This window comes from Vibrio sp. A1-b2 (assembly GCF_021726015.1).
GTDB classification, from domain to species: Bacteria; Pseudomonadota; Gammaproteobacteria; order Enterobacterales; family Vibrionaceae; genus Vibrio; species Vibrio diazotrophicus.
On sequence record NZ_JAKKCI010000007.1, the window covers coordinates 158,143 to 181,546 of the forward strand.

Consider the following 23,404-nt stretch of genomic DNA (forward strand, 5'->3'; position numbering starts at 1 on the left):
TATCTATTCGCTAAATCACGCGTGAGAATTGCTGCTGACGAGCACGTTGACGCAGGTACTTGTCAAAACACATACAGATATTGCGAATCAACAAACGACCACGAAGTGTAACTTCAATATACTGGTCATCCACCACAACCAGTTGGTCATCAATGAAGGTCTGAAGCAACGCTAAATCATGCTTAAAGTATTGGTGGAATCGAACACCAAACTGCTGCTCAATAGTTCGCTTATCCAGTTTGAAGTTGCAAATCAACTGCTTAATTACTTCACGGCGTAGCAAATCATCACTATCTAAACTCACACCTTTCCACAAGGCATGTCGCATCTCATTCACTTGCTCGTAGTACTTTTTCAGCTCTTTTTGATTCTGCGCGTAAGCGTCGCCAATCATTGAAATAGCTGAAACACCAAAGCCAACCAAATCACATTCACCTTGGGTGGTATAACCCTGGAAGTTACGATGCAAAACACCATTACGCTGAGCAATCGCCAGTTCATCATCCGGCAATGCGAAATGGTCCATACCGATGAACTGGTAGCCCGCTTCGGTTAAGGTTGAAATCGAGTGCTGCAGAATCGCCATTTTTTCATCGGCTGACGGCAAATCCGCATCTTTGATTTTACGCTGAGCAGCAAATAACTGTGGCATGTGTGCATAGTTAAACACTGACAAGCGCCCCGGTTTCATCTCCAGAACTTTTTCGAGTGTCTGACTAAACGTCTCTAATGTTTGCTTAGGCAAGCCGTAAATCAAATCTAGGTTGGTAGAACGGAAACCTAACTGCTTAGCGCGCTCAACAAGCTGTACGATGAACTCTTCGTCTTGCTCACGGTTAACGAGCGCCTGAACTTCTTTATTGAAATCTTGAACACCGATACTCAGACGGTTAAAGCCTTCACTTCTCAAGTGGTCAAGAACACTCAATTCAATTTCACGCGGATCGACTTCAATACTGATTTCCGCGTCATCTTCAAAGAAGAATTCGCTACGCAGTAGCGTCATCAGGCGTGTTATTTGTTTATTGCTCAAGAAAGTCGGAGTACCGCCACCAAAGTGCAACTGAGTGACGCGACGACCTTGCAGTAATGAAGCGCGTTGCTGAATTTCGTGAGTCAGAATGTCCAGATACTCATCCGCTTTGTGCGAATGGCGAGTAATTACTTTGTTACAACCACAGTAGTAGCAAAGCTTGTGACAAAATGGGATATGAACGTAAAGCGACAGCGGTCGCTCTGGGTACTGTGCACATGCCCTATCGTAATCTGCAATGGTAAAAGCTTCATGAAACTCTACCGCAGTAGGATAAGACGTGTAGCGAGGCCCAGAGTAGTTGTACTTGTCTAAAACAGCCTGATCCCAAACGATCTGCTGGCTCGGTACGACTTGCGACGACATAGTGACTCTTTCCGTTATTTAGGGTCTTTTGACCTAGTATCAATAGGTGTATTTTGCCACACGACAAGAAAAGCGGCGGGCAGCAAAATTAAATTTAGCGACAAAATGTTCGAATCTGCTAGCTCGATCACTTACTAGCAGATGAACGATTTATCACACCATTTGAATGGCAATTTGATTATTCAGTGGCTGAACACGTTTTTTCAACGCGTGCAGCTCTTCAATGATGGCGTCATTCAAGCGGCCTTCAGCCTTCTGACGAGTGAGATTTTGTTTCATGCGCTCTTGTTTCGCCATTCCCTGACGAGCTTCGCCACGAGGCATATCTTTAACGATATGATACAGCTCAGAGATCGCAGGGTATTCAGCTTCGAAATCGACGCGTTCTTCGCCTTGCACATAATCCATGATGCAGTAAACGCGAATACTTATCTCAGAAAGGTCACATTGTCCCTGAATACCTGCCATGCACAATACATTCACACTTTCGAAAATGTTCGCATTGCGCTTTTCAATAGCCAGAGACTGATGTTGCTGCTGCAACACTTTTTGCTTTTTCAGTTGCAGCAGAAGGTAGCCAGCATAAGATGCCAGACCAACAATGATCGCAGCGCCAACTATTACTAATAGGGTTACGTTCATTGAAAATCCTTAGCCTTTATAATCGTTTAGATCGAGGTTTTCGAAATCAGACAGGTAGTCATCATCTGATTTTGGCTGACGTTTAGTCGCTTTCGGTGCAGGTTGTTTACTAGCAGAAAGTGACTCGTCTTCGTCTTGCTCGTCTTCAACATCAAGCTCTTCTTCGTAGATGCCCAACTGCTTCATCAACATTTCAATACGGTCTAATTTCTCATCCACGTATTTTTGCAGACCAGCACCCAGCTTCTCGCCGTTGTCGATACGGTCCAACAATACGTTTAGTTGAGCATCATTCTCTAGCATTTCCAGCTCTTTCTCAGCCGAAATACGACGCTCTTGTTTTGTTGGTTTCTTAGTATCAACAATCAAAGGAATCTTTTTCTTGCTACCTAGACGAGGGTCACGAGCTTGCGCTGCCGCTCTTTCTGATTGCTGCTTGCCTTCAGAGTGACGATTACCGCTTTTCAATCCTTTGTGTTTCTTCGCTTTCTTGCGTTCACGACCTTCAACTTCGTCATTCTTACGGTTATGTTTACGTGCGAAAACGAGATCGCCGTTAATACCTGTTTTAGTTTTCTTTTCTCTAGACATTACTGGGGTTTCCTCAGCAAAATTACATCGTTGCCTATAAATTCAAGTTCGAGCTTATCTCGCTCAGCCAAAAACTGGAATGTGGCGCGACTAAAGAAGATCACATGTGTGAGGTCATTCTTATAGTGCCAACTAGCAAAAGCATCTCTGTCTTTTACCATTTTGGTCATTAGACCAATCCAGCCTCCGGGTTTAACCAAATTCAACCATTGCTGCCACACCGTATCTGGGTGATGTAAGTGCTCTATCACCTCTGTAGCAGTCATAAAATCGTATTCTGTCTGTAGCGCCTGTTCATTTGGATGAAAGAAGATATCGTACAAAGCCACATCGTGACCCGCTTCTTCTAACATCAAAGAGAGTGTTGGTCCGGGACCACAGCCAAAATCTAACCCTTTCGAATCTGGAGCCAGTCTTTCAAGCATAGGATCACATACACGAGATAAAAAGCGACGATAGCCTGCGTCGTTTGGATCGTTTTCATGTAAGTCATAAAACGCTTTTTCACGCTCAGCACTTAAACGGTGCTGCGGGTTTACAAATACCAACTGACATGTCTGACATTGAAGATACTCTCGATGTTTATCTTCAAAATATGCATCGGTTTTATCGCCATTGCATAAAGGGCAGCGACATTGAGGGCAGTTGTGCATTTCGGCATCCTTTAACGGGGGATGCGAAACATACCAGAAACTGACGCTAGAGTGGAGACTCGACGAACATTTTTTCAACAATTTAGTTAAAAATAAAAAAAGCGATAGGGTTACCTATCGCTTTCTAAGTCGCCACGTATGTGACAAAAAGTGGGTCGTACCGATTCGGTACACCAATATTCCATTTGTTTTTAATGCTTTCCCTGCCAAAAAGTGTGTTTTGTCATCATCCTGATGAATTTTGGCCTTCCCTCTTATTGCTACCTTTTATAGCATATATCGCTACTTTTTATAGCAAATGTTACTTCCTGTAGCAAAGCGGTCCTTTGCTCGATCCTTTACACTGTCTTACCTTTAGACGAGGTGACCATCCTTATCCCAATAAGCATCCTACTTATTGTCTGTCCCTTACCGGAATGCAAGCTATCCCTACCTGCTCCTTGGAGACCTTCATGGTCTGAGTTCCTCTGTCAGCATCTTGCCAACACAGGAACTTTACGCCGATGACGCGTTTAAACAATGGATCTAGCTCTAATTTTTAAGCCAATTTTCTCAACCTTAATCAAGCTCTATACAAATCAATTAGTTAAGTTTTGGTTAACAATAAGATAAGCAGTCAGTATGGCAAATATCTCACAAGGTCATCAGCCATTTCTGATAATGAGCCTTTATGGAACCATGATTAGAGAAGAAAATTTAGCCCTAAAACGCAACAACCCCGAAGCGGACTTCAGGGTTGTTTACAACATTGCTCGAACTTGGCTAGGCTTCGTTAGTGCAGACCACCAACATATTTAGACAAAATTTCGATGTCAGCATCAGTTAACTTCTTAGCAACATCACGCATCATAGCGTTCATGTCATTACCACGAGAATCATCGCGGAATTTCATCAGCTGAGCCTTAACATAATCAGCATGCTGACCAGAAATTTTAGGGAACCCTGAAAGTTCTGTACCATTACCACGTGGGCCATGACATGCGATACACGCTGTTAGACCACGAGAGGCGTCACCCGCTGTATATAGTGCTTTACCCGTGCTTACTACATCTTCAGGTGTAGAGTTAGAAGAGATAGGGAGAGAAGAGAAGTAAGCGGCCAAGTCAGACATGTCTTCGTCGCTAAGTGGCATCGCCATAGCGCTCATTACAGGGTCGTAACGGCCTTGTTTACCAGCACTCGTCGCACCAAGTTTGAGATCTTTTAGCTGCTTCTCAATATACTTAGCGTGTTGGCCAGCAAGTTTAGGGTAAGTTGTAATTAGACTGTTGCCATCAGCACCGTGACAGGCAACACACGTTTCGGATTTTGCTTTGCCAGCTTCTATGCTGCCTTGGGCCCATACGGAGCAGCTGGCTAAAAGACTCAATATTAGCGCTAATTTATTCATGACATTCCATTTATAATAATCAAGCTTCCAGTACCACTGTGGTACAATTGGCGACCTTATGCCGAGCACGGTTATTTTACACAATTTCACAAAAAAGTAATCAATCGACTACACAAAGTCGAGATGGAGTTAACAGTGAGCGTAAAAATTCATTATCAAAACACGCATTTCATTACCAGTGCACCAGACATTCGCCATCTTCCAGCTGACGAAGGTATCGAAATTGCGTTTGCAGGACGCTCAAATGCTGGCAAATCTAGTTCTCTCAATCGATTAACCAATCAGAAGAGCCTAGCAAAAACCAGTAAAACCCCAGGACGAACTCAGTTAATTAACTTGTTTAAAGTGACCGAAGGTTGCCACATTGTTGACTTACCGGGCTATGGTTTTGCTCAGGTTCCACTAGAAATGAAGAAGAAGTGGCAACAATCGTTAGGTGAGTACTTACAAAAGCGCCAATGCCTGAAGGGTTTGGTGGTTTTGATGGATATTCGTCACCCAATGAAAGATCTCGACCAACAACTCATTGTTTGGGCGGTTGAGTGTGGCATCCCAGTTCAGGTACTACTTACTAAAGCGGACAAGCTAAAGAGTGGCGCACGTAAAGCGCAAATTCTGAAAATCCGTAATGATGCGAAAGAGTTTGGTGGCGACGTAAGTGTTGACGGCTTCTCTTCATTGAGCGGTATCGGCGTTGATATTCTGCGCGCTAAGCTTGATGCTTGGTTTGCACCAGCACTTGCTGAACAATTGGTTGAAGAAGTACTTGAAGACCAACAGCAAGATGCTGAAGAAGAACAAGCTAAAGAAGAATAAATAGAAGGATTTTACCTTCTCAGAAACATGAGCCCTGCCAATTGGTGGGGCTTTTTGCTATTAAAAAGTGGCAGATACAAAAATCCCCACCTAAGTGGGGGAATGGAGAGAATAAAAGCTAATCGTTATTGTTATGCGGTTTAGCATTCCCCAATCTCCTAGTAAAAACAATATGCCTTGATCACGAAAAATCCCTCCCACATCAGCCTCACTTTATTTTTATTAAATATCAGATAGTTACAAAACCATTTGTAGAATCATTACTCTAAAAATAATCATTAATCATGCTGATATAAAATTACGAAACTGACATTAGAATTCACGAAAACACAGTGTGGGTGTCGACAGTAAAAGAAGAAAAGCTCAGAAGATTTTTGCTAAAAGAAAGGCAACTTACGAGAAGAAAAAGTTTTGTAGCGCACAAGAAAAAACGCCCCAGTCAAAAGGAGACTGGGGCGGCTGAATCAGCCTAATCCAATAACGTGAAACAAAAGGTCTGAAAGATAGAACATCTTACCTCTGTACCCTACGAAAGTTAATGTACAACAATTGGTCAGAAATGAAAACCACTTTTGTAATTTTTTTTCATTAAGTTTTTATTAAGCTACATAAACATTTGAAATGCGTTTATTTTTTTATAGGTAAAAATAAAGCCAGCATTTGTGCGTTGGCTCATGTTTATCTCGTGTTTTGGACGATTCAGTGTGATTAGTGTGCCTGATCCCAGTTGTCACCGTGCCCTGCTTCGGCAACCAGTGGCACTTTAAGTTCAGCGGCAGATTCCATCAATTGTCGTACTTTACTTTCAATTTCGGATAAAGCTGACTCTTCAACCTCAAACACCAATTCATCGTGCACTTGCATCAGCAATTTCACTCGACCATCACCCTCTTGGCGAATCCATTCATCAACCAGCAACATGGCTTTCTTGATGATGTCCGCAGCGGTTCCTTGCATTGGCGCGTTGATCGCTGCACGTTCCGCAGCTTTACGACGCATACCATTGCGAGACTTGATTTCCGGCAAGTGAAGACGACGACCAAAGATGGTTTCAACATAGCCCTGCTCAGAAGCCGCACTGCGTGTATCTTCCATATACTGCATCACGCCAGGGTAGCGTTCGAAGTATCTGTCCATATAGGTTTGTGCTTCACCACGTGGAATGCCCAATTGTTTAGCCAGACCAAATGCACTCATACCGTAGATCAAACCGAAGTTAACCGCTTTCGCTCGGCGACGCTGTTCACTGGTAACCTTATCAATACTGACGCCCAAGATCTCAGCAGCCGTTGCCGCATGGATATCTTTACCTTGCTGGAACGCTTCCAACAGTGCTTTGTCACCTGACAGGTGCGCCATAATGCGCAGTTCGATTTGCGAGTAGTCGACAGCCATAATTTTCCAGCCATGCGGAGCAATAAACGCTTGGCGAATACGACGACCTTCCTCGTTACGAATTGGAATGTTCTGCAAGTTTGGATCGGTTGAAGATAAACGACCTGTTGCCGTTACCGCTTGATGATAAGAAGTATGTACGCGCCCAGTTGTTGGGTTAATCATCTTAGGTAGCTTGTCGGTGTAAGTCGATTTCAGCTTCGCCAAACCTCGATATTCCAAGATCACAGCCGGTAACGGGTAATCCAATGCCAACTCTTGCAGCACTTCCTCGTTGGTTGATGGCGTGCCTGAAGGCGTTTTCTTCACAACCGGAAGCTTCATCTGATCAAACAGAATGGTTTGCAGCTGTTTTGGTGAGCTTAAGTTGAACTCTTGCCCTGCAATTTCAAACGCTTTCTTCTCTAGCTCATCAAGACGCAGAGCAATTTCTTGTGATTGAGTACCAAGCAGCATGTCATTAATCAACACGCCCGTACGCTCAATACGCGAAATCACAGGAACCAGTGGCATTTCAATATCACGGTAGATAGAAAGCAGCTTTTCATCTTGCTCAATTAACGGCCACAAGCGATTGTGGAGACAAAGAGTCACATCCGCATCTTCTGCTGCGTATGGCGCCGCTTGCTCTAAATCGATTTGGTTGAAAGTCAGTTGTTTTTTACCTTTGCCCGCAACTTGCTCAAACGAAATACAGCTATGCTGCATAAAGCGCAGCGCCAAGCTGTCCATATCGTGCTTACCGCCCACACTGTTGTAGACGTAAGAGGCTAGCATAGTGTCGTGCGCAATGCCGCGCATCTCAATACCATAACGTGCAAGTACGCTCGCATCGTATTTCAGGTTCTGGCCAACTTTATGTTTTGACTCATCTTCTAAAATCGATTTTAGCTGCTCAAGTACCCATTCACGACTGAGCTGCTCTGGTGCATCAAGATAGTCATGAGCAACCGGAACATATGCTGCCTCACCTTCTGCCACAGCAAATGACACACCCACTAAGTTAGCGACCATGTAATCTAGGCTGTCCGTTTCAGTATCAAAAGCAAACAGCTCTGAAGATTGCAGCTTATCCAGCCACACTTTAAACGTTTCTTGATCGAGAATGGTTTGATACTGACTGCGGTCAATTTTCACTGCTGAGGTATCAGCTTGAAGTGCGACACTCGCTGCCGACGCTGTAGATGCGGTATCGCCACTCTTCTCAACGGCTTCAACAACACCAGATCCGCCCTCCAGCAATTCAGATAACCAAGATTTGAATGCCATTTTGCCGTACAGCTCAATCAGAGCATCACGATCCGGCGTTTGTTTATGCAGAGATTCAGGTGTGTTTTCCAGCTCAACATCGAGCTTAATGGTTGCCAACTTGTACGACATGTACGCGTTTTCGCGATTATCTTCGAGTTTCTGAGCCATGGTTTTAGAACCACGGAAACCTAAGTCAGCAATCTTATCTAAGTTCTCATAGAGCGCATCCAGACCGCCGATGCCTTGCAGCAGTGCCGTTGCGGTTTTATCACCCACACCCGGTACACCAGGAATGTTATCGACCTTGTCACCCATCAGCGCGAGGTAATCGATAATCAGCTCTGGTGGAATGCCAAACTTCTCAATCACACCTTCTCTGTCCATCACCACATTGGTCATGGTGTTGATAAGAGTGACGTTATCGTCCACCAACTGAGCCATATCTTTATCGCCAGTACTAATCAGTACTGGCATACCCGCTTGTGACGCCTGATAAGCCAAGGTACCGATCACATCGTCCGCTTCCACACCTTCAACAGAAAGCAGTGGCAAACCCATTGCGCGAATAATGTTGTGTAGTGGCTCAATCTGACAACGCAGGTCATCCGGCATTGGCGGACGATGAGCCTTATATTCTGGAAACATGTCATCACGGAACGTTTTGCCTTTGGCATCAAAAATAACGGCAATACGATCCGAAGCAAATTGGCGCATCATAGAACGGACCATATTCACTACACCGTAAACAGCGTTAGTTGGAATATCCCCATTACTCATGGTGCCTGGATAAGCGTGGAATGCGCGATATAAATAAGAAGAACCGTCGATCAAAATTAACGGATTATCAGGAATGCGAGCCATAGTGTTGCTAGTCCAATGAGAAACAATTGGCGACTAGGATGCCACGACTGTGTTCAGGATTCTATACTCTTCCTACTTGAAGCTGCAGCGGTGTTGGCTACGTTCGTTCACCCCAATCACATAGTTATCTATGCTCATGGGGATTCACTCACTTGCCGCCTACCTGCAACTTCAAGTAGTTTGGGTATATGTTACCTTGCAGACTCAAGTTCACGCTTTCGTCTAATTACTCACCAACATACAAACCATTCTGTGGATAACTCTGTTCATAGATTTTATCCACTGGTTATTAATGTGTAAAAAACAACAACGAAACATTATTTAATTTATTGTTTTTTAATACAAAAATAAAAGATCCAAGTTTTGAAATACGATCATCCCCCGATCATCAATTGTGGAAAAGACACTCGGTGTCCTTTTAGTCACCTTGAGATCTGGATCCAAAATGAATGATGAATTTTCATACTCTGACACAGGATTCTTACAAAAGAGGATTTTTCTGACGGTGAGAAATCTGGTTAATCACTGAAAATAAAAACTTGTCACTATACATCTCGACCCAAACAGAAAAATATAAGATCGCAGCCTCGCCAGAAAGGGGCGGTGGATAAGTGGCATAAAAAAAGCGACATCGTTTGATGTCGCCTAGCAATATAAGGTCAGCCTGAAATAAAACGTTCAGCACTACCGAAAAGCTTAAAATTACACTGGAAGCAATGTGAGCAATGTCGTGTCAAAAAGAATAGGTTCGTTCATTCAGCTGTTCATTCTTTGCAATTAAACAAGTTTAAAAAGCAAGTCACTCACATCCTTATGAAATTCACTCATTCCCTAAGACGAAGTTAATAATAATGATTCTCATTTAACTGTCAACACTAAATGAGAAAAAATCTCATTTATTTTTTAACTGCTTCACAAAGTGGATACGGCTTTCCAATAGCGGCTCATACGGCTCAAAGTTATCAATCAGGTAATTATTCCTTAATAGCAGCCTGAGCATAGCTGGAAACTGATTGCGCGATTTAACCTTAAGTTGTTGATATCCTTGCTCAATAACCCAAGATTCCTGCACATCTAATAGCTTTTGCGCCAACCCCAAATTGCGAGCTTTAGGCGAAACACCACCAAACCAACTGTAGAAAGTATCTGAATCGAGCTCATAGCCGATTTTGAAACCTAATATTTGGCCTTGTTGCTCCGCAACCAGAATCAAATGGCGCTTACCTTCTAATCGCTGAGCTAAGCTTTGTTCGTTTTCTTTAACAATGAACTCATCAATTTCAGTCACCACGGTTACAACTTCAGACAAACTGCCTTCACGTATCTTCATTATTGTTTCCTTAAATTGAGTTCAAAAAGAAAAGGCTGGTCAATGGCCAGCCTTTAGTGACTTGTTCGTTTTCTGGTTTATTTTAGGGGTTTTACTTTAGAAACTGAGCTGCTTGCGCATTTTCTTCAGCCAGCCACTGCGCGACATCTTTAGCAAAGTAAGTCAAAATGCCGTCCGCGCCCGCGCGCTTAAAGCACAGTAGAGATTCCATCACTGTTTCTTTCTCTGACAACCAGCCATTGAGAATCGCAGCTTTGTGCATCGCGTATTCGCCAGAAACTTGGTATGCGAAGGTTGGAACTTGCAGTTCCGTCTTAACACGGCGAACCACATCCAGATATGGCATACCCGGTTTCACCATCACCATATCCGCGCCTTCATTCACATCCATCGCCACTTCATGAATCGCTTCATCGCTGTTCGCAGGATCCATCTGGTAGTTCTTCTTGTTACCACCTTTCAGATTGCTCGCAGAGCCGACTGCATCACGGAACGGGCCGTAATAACAAGAAGCGTATTTTGCTGAGTAAGCCATGATTTGAGTATGAATGTGACCCGCTTCTTCTAGCGCTTCACGGATTTTGCCAATACGACCGTCCATCATGTCTGATGGTGCAACCACATCCGCACCCGCTTCAGCATGAGAAAGCGCTTGTTTGATCAGCACTTCTGTCGTCTCATCATTCATCACATAGCCGGTTTCATCGATAATGCCGTCTTGCCCGTGAGTAGTATAAGGGTCTAAGGCTACATCGGTGATCACGCCCATTTGCGGAACGTGTTCTTTCAACAAACGAACGGCACGCTGAACCAATCCATCAGGGTTGTAGGCTTCCGCAGCGTCTAAACTTTTTGCATCTTGATTAACCACAGGGAACAGAGCGATAGCAGGAACACCAAGGTTTGCTAGATACAACGCTTCTTCCAACAATAGATCGATAGACAGACGTTCGATTCCCGGCATAGATTCAATCGCTTCACGGCGATCTTTGCCCATCAAAACAAACATCGGGTAAATCAGGTCATTTACCGAAAGCTTGTTTTCGGCCACTAGGCGACGAGAAAAATCGTGTTTACGTATACGGCGTAGACGACGACCTGGGAACTGGCCTTGGATGGATACTGACACTCTACTCTCCTTCTTGGTCTGTCTGATTCAAAGTTCAGACTTTATTTGATATGTAGATTCCCATTCAGACAGAAAGCACTCATACAAAAGCACTTCAAGTGGAACAGGTTCAGGCGAAATCATATCACTCTCAAACTCTGGTGCTAGAGCCTTTAAGTAAAAATACAAAAAATGACCCGATGCTCACACTCACGTATACTGCCCGCAAACAGAATTTAGCGAGACAACACCATGATTGATACCCATGCCCATATCTATGCCAGCGAATTTGACCAAGACAGAGATGCCGTTGTTCAACGCGCCTTAGAACAAGGTATCAACCAAATCTTGTTGCCAAATATCGACTTAGAATCCATCGAACCTATGCTGGCAACAGAAGCGGCTTACCCTGAAGTATGCCGTTCTATGATGGGGCTTCACCCTTGTTATGTAGACGCTAACGTAAATCAGACTCTGGAAACTATTCGCGCATGGTTTGATAAACACAATTTCATCGCTGTGGGTGAAATAGGTATCGACCTCTACTGGGATAAAACCTACCGCGCAGAACAAGAAATGGCGTTTGTCACTCAGCTTAACTGGGCGAAAGAGATGGACCTTCCAGTGGTGATACACACCCGAGACTCCATTGAGGAAACCTTAGCCTTACTGCGTAAAGAGCAAGATGGTTCACTGCGTGGCGTGTTCCACTGCTTTGGTGGCAGTGTAGAAGAAGCGAAAGCGATCAACGATTTGGGCTTTCATCTTGGCTTAGGTGGTGTTTCTACTTTTAAAAATGGTGGTATGGATCAGGTGATTCCTCATCTCAACCTTAACTACGTGATTTTAGAAACCGACTGCCCTTACCTAGCGCCGGTTCCTCATCGCGGTAAGCGCAACGAACCGGCTTACACCCAACTCGTCGCGAAACGAGTCGCAGAACTGCGTGAGATGACCATTGAAGAAGTCGACACACTCACCACATTGAACGCCAAAAAGCTGTTCAACCTTTAGTAAAAACAAAGCCCCCTCATCTTTTAAGGGGGCTTTCTCATAGTGAGCCAAGAGTTAGAGTTTTATTCCTTTCACCTTAGATTAATGTTCCTCCTCGTAGCCGGTAATCATAGTTTTGATATGACTGGTGGGCGTCGGCCCTGTGGTGGTCATGTAAATATGCCCAATCAAGAACACCACAAATAAAAACGCTACCAACAAATGCATCCCCGATAATGTGCCCAAAGGAATGACTTCAATACCGAAAGGGTGAAGCAATAACAGAGCACCAGAAACCCAAATCAATGGCGCTAATATCAGCTTAAAACCCAGATAGAAAAAGCGCTGCAAAGGATTGTGCTTTCTCTCTGGTGTCGCTTGATACGGATGTGACTGCCCAAGGAAAATACCTCGCACATAGAAACGCACCACATCAGAAAGTTTGTCGGTCGTTGGCATATATTGCCGCCATTCCCCTGTGGTGAAATGCCAGAAAATGGCAAACAACCAAAGCACAATCAATGTCACTGCACACAACTCATGCCAGAACAAAGCATCTTCGAAACCTAACCACTGGTAAGAGCCATGAATTTCAAATCCGGTCGCTATCATCGCGATAATCAGTAAGCTCTGTGCCCAGTGCCAGAAGCGTTCAAAGCGTTTATAAACCATATGACGCATAACCTACTCCTTACCTTGTGGGCGAGCAAAGAACCTTAGCAAACCGTGTAACGCAACACCCAGCACAGTCAAGGCGACCAACCACCACAAGTACTGACTGCTACCACCAAGGGCGTCATCACGACCGGGAATATAGAAACCCGCAATCTTAGCCATTCTTCCGTCTTTACTGTGGCAATCTTGGCACTCTAACGCTTTCTCTGCTGGAGCCACCATATGGGTGATCGGAAAGTGATAATCCGTGTTCACAAACGCCATCTCACCGCCAAACTCTAATCCACTCGCCGCCATACCTGCTGTAGCAGCCGCAGCCCAATCATAAGATTTCCAATAAGCTGAACTATCTTTACCGAACAAGTGTGGCGTTATCATCAGTTGATTTTTCACATCATAAGGCTGCTTGCCTTTCATCACTTTGAACGGCCAGATGCGAGTGCCTTCTTCACCACAAGTTCCCTGAACTTTGGTCAGTTCAATCACACCATCGGCATTAGGCTGAACCTTCTCACCCACAGTGGTGTAATCAATCTCGCCATTGAAACAGGCATATTCAGGAACCACGTTTTTCTCCCAGACGAAATCCCCTTTTTTCGGATCGTAAAGTGGATTGCCCCACTCATCTTTGGTCATTGGCCGTTTCTTGTCGCCAGCAGTAGACCAATCCCAGAAGGTTTTTGTCGCTTTTTCACGGGCAAATTCTGGAATATGGCATGTCTGACAAGCGACATTTTCTGCATGCTGATTAAGGCGAATCGATTCACGTGAGCCTTGGTGAGGCGCGGCACTATGGCAAGATTCGCAAGTCGCACGACTCATGTCAGTGTGTCCGGGAATATCGATACCGGAGGTATCTTTCGCATTCAAGGAATAACGCGATCCCTGAGTGATGTGCGCACTGGTGGTATGGCAGTCCTGACACTTCAAATTAGCGCCCTCTTTGGCAAGGTGCACATCGAGTTCAGGTGAAGCGGTATTTAGACTTGAATCCATATCACCGTGTTTGACGGCATCACCACCACCACCAAAGAAATGACAACTGCCACAGTTCTTTACTTCAGGTGTCGCAACACTTTTGGCGGATTGTGCCAAATCAACCGCAGGGAGAATTTTCCCTGAGCCAACAGGCCATTCAGTGTCGACATAATTGGGATGACCGGCTGCGGTAGGGAATTTTCGGTATTGACCGGATTGATCATGGCAGACCAAACAGTCGATACTCTCTTGTTTGGTGAAATCAAATTGGTCGTCTTTCCAGCCATAGCCTGTATGGCAGCTTGTACAGCGAGGCTCATTGGAAGCAGTAGAAATGCAGAAGTTATTGACGACGTTTTTCTTGCCGTAAATCTCATCTGAACTGAGCTGTTCATGCTCCCACGTCCAGTGGGTTGAAGCCTGAATCTGTTCACCCGCTTCGGTGTGGCATTCCAAACACGCTTTTGTCACTTCCTGAGCTTTGTTAAAAGGCCCGTTCAGTTGTTCAAAGGTTTGGTGATCAGCCGTTGACGCATAAGCCAATGACGTAGTTACGGTGAAAAACACCGTAAGTAACAGCAATAACACCGAGCTGTGTCTAATCGTTATAGTTTTCATTCCGAACATACCTTCCTGGTAAATTAGAATTCGCTTATATAATTAGACAAAAGAATTTCAAATGCGAAAGCAGATCGCAGCACAATTGTTTTAAATCAAACTATTGTGCAAAAAACCATCAACAACGCATCAAATCGTAAAACTGTGATGGTTATAGAATTTGCTCAGCCAGCGGGCACAAAAAAAGGAGCCAAAGCTCCTTTTTTTCTCGATGTTCACTGTGGCTTATTGGCCTATTCTTCCACTTCCTCTTCATCCGTTTCTTTCTTGGTATAGAAACGAGCAAAGATAAGTCCGACTTCAAACAGCAAGCACATAGGCACAGCCAGTAAGGTCTGTGAAATCATATCCGGCGGCGTAAGCAGCATGCCGACAATAAAGGCTGCCACTATGATATACGGGCGCTTAGTTGCCAAAGACTTCGGTGTGGTTGCCCCTGTCCAGCAAAGCAAGCAGATAGCGACAGGTACTTCAAAAGCGATACCAAACGCCAAGAAAAGCGCTAAGACGAAATCAAGATAACTGGCAATGTCAGTTGCGATTTCCACACCACCCAATGCAATAGCGGTAAAGAAACCAAACACCAGCGGGAATACCACGAAGTAAGCGAAAGCGACACCGCAGTAAAACAGCAGTGAGCTAGAGAACAGCAAAGGGAAAATTAAGCGGCGCTCATGTTTATACAAACCCGGAGCCACAAACGCCCATACCTGATAAAGGATATAAGGCACAGAAAGAAACACAGCAACAATCAGAGTCAGCTTAAGTGGCGTAAAGAACGGTGAAGCAACATCGGTTGCAATCATCGTCGCGCCTTCCGGCAGACGTTCCACCAGCGGCTTGGAGACAAACTCGTAAATGTCACCGGAGAAATAGATCAAAGCAAGAAACACAACCAGCACGCCCGCGATACTGTGCAATAAGCGGTTGCGTAGCTCAAGAAGGTGACTAATTAAAGGCTGCGTCTGTTCTACAGAAGACATTGGAACCTCATGTGACAGCTCATATAACTGAGATCATAAAACAGAAAATGAAGAGCAACGTGTGCTCTTCATTTGATGGCTTATTCGGCTTTCTTTTCTGCCGATTTAGACTCGTCCTCAGTTGGCTGAGTTTGAGCTTGCGCAGTAACATTTATCGTTTCTGAACCCTTGATTGATTCTGAAACCTCCATAGTTTCTGCGCTCGTTGCGGCTGAATTATCCGCTGTTTGCGTATTGTTCGATGCAGCATAAGGACGCTGAACATCTTGCGCCGCTTGCTTTAGCTTATCGACCGATTCTTGAAGTTCAGGTGAAAGATTCTTCATGCCCATTTGCTCAGCTTTGCGCAAGTTTTCTTGTAACTCTTGCACTTTCAGCTCATGAGCCAACTCATCTTTCACACTGTTCGCCATGCTTTTCGCCGCACCAATAAACTTGGTCACGCTGCGAATAGCATGTGGCAAACGTTCAGGACCTAATACCACTAAAGCAACAACAGAGATTAATACCAGCTCCCAAAAACCGATATCGAACACTCTTTACGCCTGCTCTTTGTCTTTTTTGGTTTCAGTTGAAGCAGCTGTTTTCTGTTGCTCCAAGTTCTTTGGTTCAAAGTCAGCGTCTTTTTCTTCTGGCTTCTCTTCTTCAGCCATCGCCTTTTTGAAACCTTTTACTGCGCCACCAAGATCACCGCCGATGCCACGTAATTTCTTTGTACCAAACAATAGAACTACGATCACAGCAATGATAAGAAGTTGCCAAATACTGATACCACCCATTATTTCTACCTCGGGGTTATTTACTCATAATGATTTCTGAAGTTTATCGCTTAACGACGATAAGCCCGCCAACTAAACAGCCAAAATGTGAAGCCTGCAACCGCACTGCCCACAGCTAACTGCTCAAAGTGACTGGCGACCAGTATTGCCGAGCATACGACTAATGTGGCGCCAATACCAAATAAAAACTTGCCTGTAGCCTGCTGACGCTTTGTTTCTCGATACCCTTGGTAAAGCTGATCAATACGCTGATTCATCACTTTACCTTGGCGCAAACTGTCGTATAGCAGCTCTGGTAATTCAGGTAATTTTTCTGCCCAGAATGGCGCACGCTCTTTCACTGCATTGATGACAGCTTGCGGCCCCACTTGGTTCATCATCCATTTTTCTAGGAAAGGTTTCGCCGTTTGCCACAAATCGAGTTGCGGATAAAGCTGGCGACCAAGCCCTTCAACATAAAGCAGAGTTTTCTGCAGCAATACCAATTGTGGCTGAACTTCCATATTGAATCGGCGTGCGGTATTGAACAGATTCAAGAGCACGTGACCAAAGGAAATTTCACAAAGAGGTTTTGCAAAAATAGGTTCACAGACGATACGAATTGCGACTTCAAACTCATCAATATTGGTATCGTGGGGTACCCAGCCAGAATCGACGTGCAGCTCAGCGACTTTGCGGTAATCTCGGTTAAAGAATGCCAAGAAGTTTTCGGCTAAATAACGTTTATCTTCGCTGTTGAGTGTGCCTACGATGCCACAGTCCAAGCCAATCCACTGTGGATTTTCTGGATGTTCAGGGTTCACAAACACGTTGCCCGGATGCATGTCGGCATGGAAGAAACTATCGCGGAACACCTGAGTGAAAAACACGCTCACTCCGCGTTCAGCTAACAGCTTCATATTGGTGCCGTTTGCTCGCAAACGTTCTACGTCTGAAACCTGAATGCCGTATATTCGCTCAGAAACCATGACAGTTTCATTACTCAAATCGCTAATTATTTCAGGAACGTAAAGTTCTTCACTGTCTTCGAAGTTACGACGCAAGCGAATCGCGTTGGCCGCTTCTCTGCGCAGATCCAGCTCATCGATCAGCGTTTTTTCGTACTCTCGTACCACTTCGACGGGCTTGAGACGCTTCGTCTCCGGAGTCGCTTTGGCAACAATCCGCGCCATGCGATACATCAACTTAATATCGGCATCAATCACAGGGCGAATATCAGGACGAATCACTTTTAAAACGATCTCGCGGCCGTTTTCTTTTAGTTTCGCAGTGTGCACCTGAGCAATTGAAGCTGACGCCAGCGGTTCGATATCAAAATCGTCAAACCAAGTTTCTAAGCTGCCGCCGAGCGCTTTTTCCATCTGCTGTTTTGCCTGCTTGCCGTCAAATGGCGCAACCTTGTCTTGCAGCAGCGCAAGCTGATCAGCGATATGTGGCGGGAACAAATCGCGACGAGTCGACATCATCTGACCAAACTTAATCCACACTGGTCCCAACTCTTGCAGCGCAAGACGCAGACGTTCACCTAACGGCTTATCACTGTGCTGATTACGAATCCAAAACAGCGACTTACGCAACAAGCGTGGTGCTTTTGCTAACTGATGATCAGGAAGGAATTCATCCAGCCCATATTCGAGCTGAACTTTGATAATTCTATATAGGCGCTTAAGTTCTGAAGGCGTCATAAGTTATTTGGCAACCTCAGCGTTTTCCTTGCTTATTTTCTCTAGCAGTGCCACTAGCTTTGCTTCTAAACGTGCAGCCTGACTTTTCACGTCATCGACTTGATCGCAGAAATAGGCGATCTCTAACGGAGCGGGTGCAACGCGCCACTCTTCAGTCAGCACTTGAGCCAGATGGTTCTGATGCTTATTAAACTGAGACGTCAGCAAAGAGCCGACGTTCTTCGCCCCCTGAACCACTGTATGAGCAACCACATCACCAGTGACTCGTGATAGCCATTCTTCAATGTCAGGTTTGCAATCTGTCATCAACTGAGAAAATTTCTGAGCCAGTTGGATATCACCTTCCAGCACCAACTTATCTTGTTTGATGAGTTTAGTGATATTGGCTTGTTCACGCAGTTCAGGCAGTACAGACAGATGCAGTGACAAGTAACAGTCTGGCTTGCCTTCATAATTTGCCAGTACATCGATCTGTTGGCTGAAAACAAACGTTAGAGTCTTATTCAGTTCTTTGAGATGCACTTGAATCACTTGCCCTTTAAGGCGAGCAAGACGACGACCCAAGTTAGGATCGTCTTTAATCAGGGTATTTAGAGAGGTTTCAATCACCGCGGTGACGAGAGGTTCAAACGGCATAAGCGGTCCTTAGAATTTGTAACCGCGGTGCAGTGCTACGATACCACCTGTTAGGTTGTAGTAGCTTGCTTGCTCGAAGCCTGCTTCAACCATCATACCTTTTAAGGTTTCTTGGTCTGGGTGCATACGAATTGATTCTGCTAAATAACGGTAGCTGTCTGCATCGTTAGCAATCAGTTCACCCATTTTTGGCAGAATGTGGAACGAATAGGCATCATAAATTTTAGAAAGCGGATCTAAAACAGGCTTAGAAAACTCAAGCACTAACAGACGACCACCCGGTTTTAAAACGCGGTACATAGAGCGCAGTGCTTTATCTTTATCTGTTACGTTACGCAGACAGAAGCTGATAGTAATGCAGTCAAAATGGTTATCTGGGAACGGCAGTTCTTCCGCGTTCGCTTGTACGAAATCAATGTTGCCGACAATGCCGCGGTCACGCAGTTTATCGCGACCTACGTTAAGCATTGAGTTATTGATGTCCGCCAGAATAACGTGGCCTTTATCGCCAACAATACGAGAAAACTTCGCAGCCAGGTCACCAGTACCGCCACCAAGATCGAGAATTTTTTGTCCCGGACGTGCGCCTGAGCAATCAATCGTAAAACGCTTCCATAGTCGATGAACACCACCCGACATTAAGTCATTCATGATGTCGTATTTCGCTGCTACAGAGTGAAATACCTGAGCGACTTTGGTTGCTTTTTCTTCTTTACGAACGGTTTCGAAACCGAAATGCGTTGTGTCTTGATCTGTCATTGCTGTATTCGTTTGCACGCTACTACTGTCCGTCATCGTTTCTATCCGTCATCGTGGTCGCTATATTCTTCCTACTTGAAGCTGCAGCGCTTTATGTTTTGGTATAGGGGCTACGTTCGGTCACCCCAATCACATAGTTATCTATGCTCATGGGGATTCACTCACTTGCCGCCTACCTGCAACTCCAAGTAGTTTGAGTATATTGCGCCCGCCATCATTCGTTTCTTTTCAATTTGGTTGCTATGCAGCGCACTCTTTGTTTAAGTACTTTCCTTTTGAAAAAAGCGTTCAAAAAAGTGACTAAACTGCCGCGGGCAATCAGTTTACTTTATCCTCTCCTTGATGTCTTTCTACTAAAGGGGCATTTTCAAAATCTTCGCCAATTTGTGCCTTTTCCGCCCACTGAGAATGGATAGAACGTTTCACTTCAACCCCAAGCTGCTTAAAGCTTTCTGCCTGACTGATAGCATTTCCGCGACCAGTGACAAGCTTGTTCATCGCACCCTGATAATTTTGGTTGGCTCTGTCTAACGCAGAACCCAATCCTTCCATATCATCAACGAACAGGCGTAGCTTGTCGTAAAGCTTGCTGGCACGCTCGGCAATGAGACGAGCATTTTGGTTCTGGCGATCATTACGCCAAAGGTTGTCAATGGTGCGCAGCGCCACCAGCAATGTGGTTGGACTGACAAGGATAATATTTTGCTCCATCGCATCTTTCACCAAGCTTGGATCAGCCTGAATCGCGACTTGGAATGCAGGTTCCACCGGAATAAACATCAGCACATAATCGAGGCTCTCAATGCCGCGAAGCTGATGGTAGTCTTTCTGGCTTAAGCCTTTGATGTGATTACGAAGTGCAAGCAAATGATCGCGCAGCGCAGCATCACGCTCTTCATCGGTTTCAGCATGGAAGTATCGCTCATAAGCGACCAGCGCCATTTTCGAATCCACCACCACTTGTTTATCTTGTGGCAGATGAACAATCACATCCGGCTGATAACGCTTGCCCATATCATTTTGCAAACTAACCTGTGTTTCGTACTCATGGCCTTCACGCAAGCCTGATTCTGCCAGCACGCGAGCCAGTACGACCTCTCCCCAGTTACCCTGCTGCTTGTTGTCGCCTTTTAGTGCCTGAGTAAGGTTCAACGCCTCTTTTGCCATCTGTTCATTGAGGTTTTGCAAATTACGCAGCTCGTGCACCAAGGTGTGACGCTCTTTGGCTTCGTTGTTGAAGTTGTCATTCACCTGTTTACGGAAACCTTCTAACTGCTCTTTTAGCGGACTCAACAAACCATCAAGGCTCTGTTTGTTCTGTTGATCCACTTTTGCCGCTTTATCTTCAAACACTTGGTTAGCAAGGTGTTCAAATTGCTGTTTCAAACGTTCTTCGGCGGTTTCCAGTAAACGTAATTTCTCTGAGTTCGATTCAAGCTGCTGTTGATGACGCGCTTCTTGCTCACGCAATTGGACATCAAGCTGCGCTTTTAGCTCGCGTAAGTGGTTCAACTCATCGTTGTACTGATCTCGTTCAAGCTTCACGGCATCGAAATAGCGCAGTTTTTCCATAGCAGCCATCAGTTTGCCGTGCAGTTGTTTTAGCTCGAACTCAGCTTTATCACGCTCTTGATCCAGCTCTTCCAGCTCACCCAAACTGTTGTTCAAGCTTACCTTCAGTTGCTCGATTTGCTGTTGATACCAGCGAGCATCATTAATAATTTGCTGATCGAGCAGCTGGGTTCTGACTTGCATTTTTTGCTTAACCCAAAGCCCAATCACGCCCCCAGATATTATCGCACTCGCAAGTGCAGGAGCCCAAAGCAGTATGTTGTTGATAATCCATTGCATCATAAAGATTTACTTCGTCTAGTCGTGACTTAAGTCTGTTGACAAAAATGGTATTTCCATACTGGATAAATGTCCAGTTTGTGGCGCATTTATTCCACCGTTAGACTAGCCAAATAACGTCAAATAAAGTTAGGGAAAACCAATGAACGAGCGTCGCGCATTAGGGCTAGGACTGTCCGCAGTTCTGCTTTGGTCCACCGTTGCCACAGCTTTCAAACTCACTCTGGCAGAATTCACGCCGATTCAAATGCTCACTATCGCAAGTATTGTCTCAGCACTGGCTTTATTCATTATTTGCGCCCTAAGAGGTCATCTAAATCTGATCGCCAGCACCTTTTTTGCTAACCCTTGGTACTACTTGCTTCTAGGGCTGATTAACCCTCTGGCTTACTATTTAATTTTATTTAAAGCGTATGCTTTACTTCCAGCTTCGCAAGCTCAGTCCATTAATTATAGCTGGGCAATCACCTTAACGTTGATGGCAGCGGTTTTCTTGGGTCAAACTATCAGAAAGCAAGATTGGCTAGCCTGTATTCTCAGCTACTTAGGCGTTATTGTCATTGCCACCAAAGGCGATGTACTGGGTTTGAAATTTGACAGCCCACTTGGCGTCGGTTTAGCGCTGCTTTCCACATTGCTTTGGGCCGGATACTGGATTCTCAACACTAAAAACCAGGCAGAGCCTGTCGTCGGTGTATTACTTGGGTTCCTTGTGGCCATTCCGTTTACTATCGGTTTGAACCTTTATGAAAGCGCTCCTTGGAACCAGATAACCTTTAACGGTTGGGTGGCAGTAACCTACGTAGGGCTATTTGAAATGGGCATTACCTTTGTGCTCTGGCTCGGCGCGTTGAAAAGCACCAACAACACCGCACGAATCAGTAACCTGATTTTTGCCTCACCGTTTATCTCTCTAATACTGCTGGCAACGATCATTGGCGAGGAGATTCATCCTTCAACCTTAATCGGCTTAGTGATGATCATCATTGGTCTTGTTGTGCAACAGCTGAAGTTTTCAAACAAGCTCTCACCGTCAACTTAAACGCTGACATCAAAGCCCACGCTTCTGCATGGGCGAACTGACTACTGCTTACGACTTAAAACAATTGGTGAGCAAGCTCCACCCCATGCCCCCTAACTTGGTCAATTTCAATATAAACATCGGATGATAACGCCAATGCCTTCGCGGCTGGGTGACGAGTGAGAAACGCACGTTTTTCTCGTTCATCAAACAGTGAGTCCCATCTTTTATGGATTTCGCGCGCTAAAAACAGCACACAGGCCAGACGTTTAGCTTCCGTTGCCTTGCCCGGATGATTCACATTTTCTATCGCATCCGCCATATCTGAAGGAAACTGCCACTCGCGAGCTAGCCTTGCACCAAGCTCCTGCGCATCAGTATCGAGCAGCTCTTTTTGCACCGCTATCAACTCCTCACCATGATCAACGCGGTATTTTATTTGTGATGCAATATCTGGCTCTAATGCATGAATCATAAGTTCACCGATATTGTGTAGCACTCCGGTCGTAAAGGCTTCATTCGGGTCTAAGCGTGCGGCTCGCGCCAGCTTGCTGGCTATCATGGCAATTTCAAAAGTATTGGCCCAATAGTCTTTGATATTGAGGGTGGCGAGTTTAGGGAAAACACCAGACACAACCGAAGAAGAGATCAGCGTTCGCACCGCACCGCTGCCGACACGAATAATCGCTTCGTTAATCGTTGAAACACCATGCGCGCCACCAAACTGGGCTGAATTTGCCATCCGCAAAACTCGGGCACTAAGCACTTGGTCCATCGACATCTTACGCGAAAGCTCACTGAAGTTGAGGTTCTCACTGTTCACCATGTTCAGTAGCTCTTGTTGAATACTTTCAATACGAGGTAATTCATTAAAACGAGAGAGCAAGGCTTCTTGATTCATTCTGGCTACTCCTTTTGCCAACCAACAAATCAACTATAGTTTAGAAATAATCATTGTTGAAAATGCCATGCGCTTTACAGCTAAAGCTG

General features: G+C 45.0%; 21 protein-coding genes. 3 read left to right on the plus strand and 18 right to left on the minus strand.

Translation table 11 applies throughout. From position 1 onward, the window contains the following. Positions 1-10 precede the first annotated feature (10 nt). The 5 genes from hemN to L3V23_RS15670 all read right to left on the minus strand — a co-directional run bounded on the left by hemN (position 11) and on the right by L3V23_RS15670 (position 4,675). Positions 11-1,399 (minus strand): oxygen-independent coproporphyrinogen III oxidase, encoded by a 1,389-nt coding sequence (gene hemN, locus L3V23_RS15650; protein WP_102954587.1) that lies wholly within the window; start codon positions 1,397-1,399, stop codon positions 11-13. A gap of 153 nt (positions 1,400-1,552) precedes the next feature. Further along, complete coding sequence (locus tag L3V23_RS15655; RefSeq protein WP_042487966.1) at positions 1,553-2,041, minus strand: DUF2489 domain-containing protein; 489 nt, start codon at positions 2,039-2,041, stop codon at positions 1,553-1,555. Positions 2,042-2,050: 9 nt separating this feature from the next. Next, positions 2,051-2,632 (minus strand): Der GTPase-activating protein YihI, encoded by a 582-nt coding sequence (gene yihI / locus L3V23_RS15660; protein WP_102954585.1) that lies wholly within the window; start codon positions 2,630-2,632, stop codon positions 2,051-2,053. Continuing rightward, positions 2,632-3,285, minus strand: coding sequence for a class I SAM-dependent methyltransferase (locus tag L3V23_RS15665; RefSeq protein WP_042487961.1), 654 nt, complete (start codon positions 3,283-3,285; stop codon positions 2,632-2,634). The genes yihI and L3V23_RS15665 overlap by 1 nt, the downstream gene beginning before the upstream one ends. 772 nt (positions 3,286-4,057) lie before the next feature. After that, entirely contained in the window at positions 4,058-4,675 is a 618-nt protein-coding gene (locus tag L3V23_RS15670; RefSeq protein ID WP_102941502.1) for a c-type cytochrome, read from the minus strand. A gap of 135 nt (positions 4,676-4,810) precedes the next feature. Between L3V23_RS15670 and yihA the strand changes: the two genes are divergently transcribed. Then, positions 4,811-5,491, plus strand: a complete 681-nt coding sequence (gene yihA, locus L3V23_RS15675; protein WP_102941501.1) for a ribosome biogenesis GTP-binding protein YihA/YsxC — start codon at positions 4,811-4,813, stop codon at positions 5,489-5,491. 708 nt (positions 5,492-6,199) lie between these two features. Here yihA and polA read toward each other — a convergent pair. From polA to hemB, 3 genes are all read right to left on the minus strand, one after another. Further along, a complete protein-coding gene (gene polA / locus L3V23_RS15680; protein WP_237292487.1) occupies positions 6,200-8,998 on the minus strand; it encodes a DNA polymerase I in 2,799 nt (932 codons plus the stop codon). A gap of 892 nt (positions 8,999-9,890) precedes the next feature. Further along, positions 9,891-10,328 (minus strand): GNAT family N-acetyltransferase, encoded by a 438-nt coding sequence (locus L3V23_RS15685; RefSeq protein ID WP_102966477.1) that lies wholly within the window; start codon positions 10,326-10,328, stop codon positions 9,891-9,893. Between the two features lie 91 nt (positions 10,329-10,419). Next, on the minus strand, positions 10,420-11,457 hold the full coding sequence (gene hemB, locus L3V23_RS15690; protein ID WP_042487945.1) for a porphobilinogen synthase: 1,038 nt from the start codon (positions 11,455-11,457) through the stop codon (positions 10,420-10,422). A 231-nt stretch (positions 11,458-11,688) separates the two neighbouring features. On the opposite strand from hemB, the gene L3V23_RS15695 reads away from it, so the two are divergent. Further along, positions 11,689-12,450: a TatD family hydrolase gene (locus L3V23_RS15695; RefSeq protein ID WP_102966478.1), complete on the plus strand. Its 762-nt coding sequence runs from the start codon at positions 11,689-11,691 to the stop codon at positions 12,448-12,450. 81 nt (positions 12,451-12,531) lie between these two features. Here L3V23_RS15695 and L3V23_RS15700 read toward each other — a convergent pair whose 3' ends face one another. From L3V23_RS15700 to rmuC, 9 genes are all read right to left on the minus strand, one after another. Beyond that, on the minus strand, positions 12,532-13,110 hold the full coding sequence (locus tag L3V23_RS15700; RefSeq protein WP_102966479.1) for a cytochrome b/b6 domain-containing protein: 579 nt from the start codon (positions 13,108-13,110) through the stop codon (positions 12,532-12,534). A gap of 3 nt (positions 13,111-13,113) precedes the next feature. Next, the gene (locus L3V23_RS15705) at positions 13,114-14,700 is read right to left on the minus strand and encodes a tetrathionate reductase family octaheme c-type cytochrome (protein WP_180980323.1); all 1,587 of its coding nucleotides are present in this window, start codon (positions 14,698-14,700) and stop codon (positions 13,114-13,116) included. Positions 14,701-14,933: 233 nt separating this feature from the next. Further along, positions 14,934-15,683 carry a twin-arginine translocase subunit TatC gene (gene tatC, locus L3V23_RS15710; protein ID WP_102966481.1) on the minus strand — a complete coding sequence of 250 codons (750 nt, stop codon included), beginning with the start codon at positions 15,681-15,683 and terminating at the stop codon, positions 14,934-14,936. An 80-nt stretch (positions 15,684-15,763) separates the two neighbouring features. After that, a complete protein-coding gene (gene tatB, locus L3V23_RS15715; RefSeq protein ID WP_102966482.1) occupies positions 15,764-16,219 on the minus strand; it encodes a Sec-independent protein translocase protein TatB in 456 nt (151 codons plus the stop codon). 3 nt (positions 16,220-16,222) lie between these two features. Then, entirely contained in the window at positions 16,223-16,462 is a 240-nt protein-coding gene (gene tatA / locus L3V23_RS15720) for a Sec-independent protein translocase subunit TatA (protein ID WP_042487922.1), read from the minus strand. A gap of 50 nt (positions 16,463-16,512) precedes the next feature. Further along, positions 16,513-18,147, minus strand: a complete 1,635-nt coding sequence (gene ubiB, locus L3V23_RS15725) for a ubiquinone biosynthesis regulatory protein kinase UbiB (RefSeq protein WP_102954578.1) — start codon at positions 18,145-18,147, stop codon at positions 16,513-16,515. Between the two features lie 3 nt (positions 18,148-18,150). Further along, a complete protein-coding gene (locus tag L3V23_RS15730; protein WP_102966483.1) occupies positions 18,151-18,783 on the minus strand; it encodes an SCP2 domain-containing protein in 633 nt (210 codons plus the stop codon). Between the two features lie 9 nt (positions 18,784-18,792). After that, positions 18,793-19,578 carry a bifunctional demethylmenaquinone methyltransferase/2-methoxy-6-polyprenyl-1,4-benzoquinol methylase UbiE gene (ubiE, locus tag L3V23_RS15735; RefSeq protein ID WP_042487914.1) on the minus strand — a complete coding sequence of 262 codons (786 nt, stop codon included), beginning with the start codon at positions 19,576-19,578 and terminating at the stop codon, positions 18,793-18,795. A gap of 282 nt (positions 19,579-19,860) precedes the next feature. Continuing rightward, positions 19,861-21,393 carry a DNA recombination protein RmuC gene (gene rmuC, locus L3V23_RS15740; protein WP_237292502.1) on the minus strand — a complete coding sequence of 511 codons (1,533 nt, stop codon included), beginning with the start codon at positions 21,391-21,393 and terminating at the stop codon, positions 19,861-19,863. Between the two features lie 142 nt (positions 21,394-21,535). Here rmuC and L3V23_RS15745 point away from each other — a divergent pair, with 142 nt between their 5' ends. Continuing rightward, a complete protein-coding gene (locus L3V23_RS15745; protein ID WP_237292488.1) occupies positions 21,536-22,435 on the plus strand; it encodes a DMT family transporter in 900 nt (299 codons plus the stop codon). Between the two features lie 55 nt (positions 22,436-22,490). On the opposite strand, the gene L3V23_RS15750 is transcribed toward L3V23_RS15745, so the two are convergent. After that, entirely contained in the window at positions 22,491-23,315 is an 825-nt protein-coding gene (locus L3V23_RS15750; RefSeq protein ID WP_042487908.1) for an HDOD domain-containing protein, read from the minus strand. Positions 23,316-23,404: the final 89 nt, after the last annotated feature.